Genomic DNA, 4,522 nt, shown 5'->3' on the forward strand with positions numbered 1-4,522 from the left:
CGGGTGGGCGGCGCCCGCCCGGGCGGGGGGGCGCGCCGGGCCGTGTTGGGGGGTCCCCTGCTTCTGGCGGCGGGGGCGCGGGGGCGCGCCCGGCCGCGGGGCGCCCCCCCCCCCCCCCCCCCCACGGCTCTGCTCGTCCGCTACATCAGGCTCGGCTGGATCTTCTTCCAGGTCGAGTTCAGGTGCTCCATGTGCCGCTCCATTTCGCGCGCCATGGCCTGCTTCTCGGGCGTCGTGGACGCGTCCTTCCGCTTCCTGTACTCGTAGTCGATCAGCTTCTTGAGTTCCTTGCGCGCCTCCGCGTCGTTCGAGGCGTCGATCTTGCCCTTCTCCCTGTCGATCCACTGCTGAGTGTGTTCCGTACGGAGGTCGAGCCGTTTCTTGGCGGCCTCTTGGACTTTGTCGTGTGACAATTTGTCCACCTCCTTCTTCAGCTTTCTCTTTTCCGTGTCGAGGTCCTTCTTCGCCTGGACGTTCTCAGGGTCGGTGCGGTACGTCGTGCTGTAGTACACCTTGGAGCCGTCCGGCATCATCTTGCGCAGTGTGAGCGAGCAATGGGCGTGCCCTTCCCCCGTGCCGCACGGTTCGCGCTCGGTGTACAGGGCGTTCGCGGTGTACTTCGTGCCCTCCTTGTTGGCCCGGTCCAGCCAGTCGAGGAGGTGCTTCTCGGAGTGGCGTCGGCTGACGTTCTTTTCACCTGGGGGAACGGACGAGTCCGCGACGTAATGCAGCTGGTTCTCGGGCGGCGGCCCCTTGACCTCCAGGACCGCGTAGTTGCGGTCCGAGAAGTCCGGAGTGTTCTTCTTCAGGCTGTCCGGGGCGCCGTCGTTCAACCTGAGCTTCTCGAGGTAGTTTTTCCCGCTGATGCGGTGTCCGCGGGCCCCCAGTGACTCCTCGGCGTTCTTGGCTGCGCTGTCCTTCGTGTCGGCCTTGGGAGCCGCTTCGCCGGGGTTGCGGTACGGATACTGGACCTCGACCGGGTTCTGACTCACACCGTGCTGCTCGTGGAAACCCACGCTCATCCGCGCCAGGGACGAGACGACCGCGAGCTTCTCACCGTGGTCCAGGTCCTTGAAACCGGGCAGCCGCTTTTCCAGGTCGCTCTCGGTGAACTTCTGCGGCCCCTTGCCGGCGTCCGGATCACCGGGCTTGGCATGACCGGAGGAGGCCCGGAAGACCTTCTCGAGGTCCCCGCTGTCGGCCCATCGGGTCAGGCCCGTGTGGACCCGGTCGAGCGGGATGCGGTGGACGTCCAGGGTCGCCCGCTCGCGGAGCTTCTGCTGATCCGCGTCCGGCTCCTTGCCGTACTCCTTGGAGTGCGTGTCCTCCCGGTCGAGGGTGTGCTTCCCGTCCCTCTCCTGCTGGGCGGTGTCGCTGTCGCCCCGGTCCTTCGGGTCGGAGTAGGGCGGTTTGGGGTCGGCCTTAGAGTCGGACTTGGTGTCCGACTTCGTGTCGTTGGACCCTGCGGCCTGGGTCTCCTTGCTCTTTTGCTTGTCGTCCTGCTTGTTGTCTTGCTTGTCGTCGCCCTTGTTGTCCGCTGTTTGCCCGGCCTTGTCACCGTCCTTCGTCGAGTCCGTGGTGGACGGGCCCGCCTGGTTGTGGTCCGGAGTGGGGGAACCCTGCCCGTTGCCGTGTGACTGCCCGGCGTGCGACTGGCCGTCGACGTCCATGGGCGTGCCGGAGCCGGACTGCCCATCGTGTCCGGGGCCGGACTGGCCGGCCGGCGGGCCGTGTTGCGTCGGCGGTTGGTGCGACGGGGAGGAGTCGACGTCCATGTGGTCGTCGAGGTGCATGGCGTCGAGATGGTCCGGAAGGCTGCCGGACAGGCTCTGGGGTGGTGACGGGTCGTGGTTCTGGCCGTCGCCGACCGGCTGCTGGCCCGACTGCCCGTCGTCGTCCACCTCCATCTTGGTGCGCTTGTGCGGGTCGGAGTCGGAAACGGGTGCGGCGGTCTGGCCGTCGCGCGAGGGCTGGTCCTCGGCCTTGCGCTTCGCCGAGGGGTCGCTGGCCTCCGGCTGGTCGCCCTTCGCGTGGTCCGGGCCGGGTGCGCCGTGCGTCGAAGCGCTGTCCTGGGCGCCGTCGTGCGTGCCGTCGTCGGACTGGCTGTACGAGCTGTCGGAGTCGGAGTCGGAATGGGTGTCCGAGTGGGTGTCGGAGTGGGCGGACGGATCCGGGGTCTGATGGAGGGGGTTCCGGTCGGCGTCCAGCGGGATGTAGAAGACGTCCGTGGCGCCGTCGGTGTTGATGGGCTTGTGGCTGACCTCGCCGCTCTGGGTGTCGACCCAGACGACCTTCCCGTTGTGGTTGACCGCGTTGAACGCGTGGCCGCCGCCGCCCGCCCAGTTGACCTGGACGATCGCGGAGGAGCCCGGCCCGGCGTTCAGGAGGTCCTGGGCGATCGCGTGGTGACCGTCCGGGCTGGTGCCGGCGTAGGAGTGCGACGCCCCGGCCCAGTCGATGATGTTCTCGTTGGCCTTGTTCTCCGGCGACCAGCGGTCGGGCGTCCCGTCGGGGTTGACGTCGGGCGTACGCGGTGCGGACACCTGGGGGTTGCCGTACCAGGTCTCCAGGAACGAACGGCTGCAGTCGGCACAGTTGTTGGAACGGCCCGGCACGTCGGTGCCGCCGTCGTTCTGCAACTTGGACCAGTCGCCGGTCGGGTCCGGGAAACGTTGCGGAGTGCCGTCGTCGTTGCGCGGGACGGAGTTCTCCAACGCCTGCTGGTCGGCGGCGTGCGGCTGCTCCAGGCCGCCGGGTGCCTCCTGGATGCCGGAGCGGATCTCGTCGAGGCTCGGACGGTCGTCGTGCTTGTCCGCACCGTCGGAGTCCGACTGGTCGGCGTGGTCCGACTGGTCCGGGTGGTCCGATTCCTGGGATTGGTCGGAGTGGTCCTTCTGCTCGGAGTGGTCGGACTTGTCGTCCGAGTCCGGGGAGTGGTCCGGCTGGTCCGACTCCGGGGAGTGGTCCGGTTGCTCGTCCTTGGCCGGGCCGTTCTCCTCGTTCTTGTCCGGTGACTGGTCGCCCTCGGGGTGCTGGTCGCCCTCGGGCTTGGGGGCGTGCTCGGACTTCGGGTCGCTGTCGGACTTGCCGTCGGACTCGTGGCCGTCGTCGTGACGTTTGTCGTCCGGCTTGGAGTCGGTGTCCGGCTCGGGGCCGTGGTCCTTGGGCTGGGCGTCCTTGTTCGGACCGTCGTCGGCCTTCGGGGGATTGCCTTCGGCGTTCGGGTTCTCGTCGGCCTTGGGGGTCTTGTCCTCGGGCTTCGGAGCGTCGCCTTCCGGCGTGGGGGTCTCGTCGCCCTTCGGGGGCTTGCTCTCCGACTTGTGCCCGTCGTCCTTGGGACCGCCGTCAGGATTCGACGTGTTGGCGTCGGTCTTCGGGGGGTTGTGGGACTGCTGGTCCTCGTCGGGCTTCTGGTCGTGGGCGGGCTTGGGCGTGTTGTCGGCGGTCGGCGCGTCGTGGCCCGTCGCGGACGAGGAGTTCGGCTTGGCCGACGCCGGCGGACCGTCATGGGCCTGCGGCAGCTGCTGCGCGGGCCGGGACGGGCGCGGAGACGGCTGGCTGTCCTGCGGCCGCTCGGTGCGCGCCGACGGGCCGGGCCGGGGAGTGGTGGGTCGAGGACGCGAATCCTGCCCTGCCTGCGGGGTGTTCCGCGGATCACCGGCAGGGGTGTGGCGGGAGGGTGCGCCACCACTGCCCGTGGACGTACCGGAGGACCGCGGCGGCGTTGCGGAGCCGTGCCCGCCACCCGTGGGGGCGCCCGTGGGCGGTACGGTTCCGCCGCCCATCATCACGCCAGGGGGCGGGGCGTGCTGGCCGGACGCCGAGGGCGTGCCGGTCGGACCCGACGTGCCCGGCGCGTCGCCGCCGGACGGTCCCGTCTGCGTGAGGCCGGAGGGCGGCGGCGGGGCCAGGGTCGCGCTCTCCGTCTGCATGGTGACCGGGCCGTCGTCATCCGGGCGGTGCGGCGCGGGCTGGTGCGGCGCACCGGAGTGCGCACCGGAGGAATGGTGACCCGACGAGCCGGCATGCGGAGCGCCGCCGGTCGGCACGCCGCCGCCCGTCGGCATGGCACCCCGACCGCTCCCGCTCCCGCTGCCGCCGTCGTTCTGCGTCGAGGAGTGGTCCGGCGCGGACGAGGGGGAAGAGGCGTGGTCCTGCCCCGGGGAGGACTGCGGACCGTGCGTCTCGGGACGGCTCCCGGAGTCCGGGGACGCCGAATGCGAGGAGTCGGGGGTGGGGGCCGAGTCCGGCGTCGGAGCCGACGTCGGGGTGGCCGAAGGAGCTTGGTGCTGCGGCGGGTTGCCCTCGTGCGCCGGGCTGGTGGCGCCGCCGCCGCCGTGCTGCTGCGGCGTCGTGTCGCTGTGTTGGGGGGTGGGGTTGTTTCCCTGTGCGGGTCCGTCGTGTTGCTGGGGGGTGGGGTTGTTTCCCTGTGCGGGTCCGTCGTGCTGTTGTGGGGTGGGGTTGTTTCCCTGTGCGGGTCCGTCGTGTTGCTGGGGGGTGGGGTTGTTTCCCTGTGCGGGTC

Annotated in this window: 1 protein-coding gene; it reads right to left on the minus strand. The window is 70.2% G+C overall.

Going from position 1 to position 4,522, the window contains the following annotated elements; genetic code table 11:
- Positions 1–140 precede the first annotated feature (140 nt).
- Positions 141–4,067: a toxin glutamine deamidase domain-containing protein gene (locus ACLJT4_RS42075; RefSeq protein ID WP_411130431.1), complete on the minus strand. Its 3,927-nt coding sequence runs from the start codon at positions 4,065–4,067 to the stop codon at positions 141–143.
- Positions 4,068–4,522: the final 455 nt, after the last annotated feature.

Origin of the sequence: Streptomyces sp. x-19 (genome assembly GCF_046549115.1) — a bacterium.
GTDB classification, from domain to species: domain Bacteria; phylum Actinomycetota; class Actinomycetes; order Streptomycetales; family Streptomycetaceae; genus Streptomyces; species Streptomyces albulus_C.

What these genes read in the sequence shown, in the direction of transcription:
- ACLJT4_RS42075 (WP_411130431.1), bottom strand. Translation starts at nt 4,067, where the DNA reads ATGCCGACGGGCGGCGGCGTGCCGACCGGCGGCGCTCCGCATGCCGGC.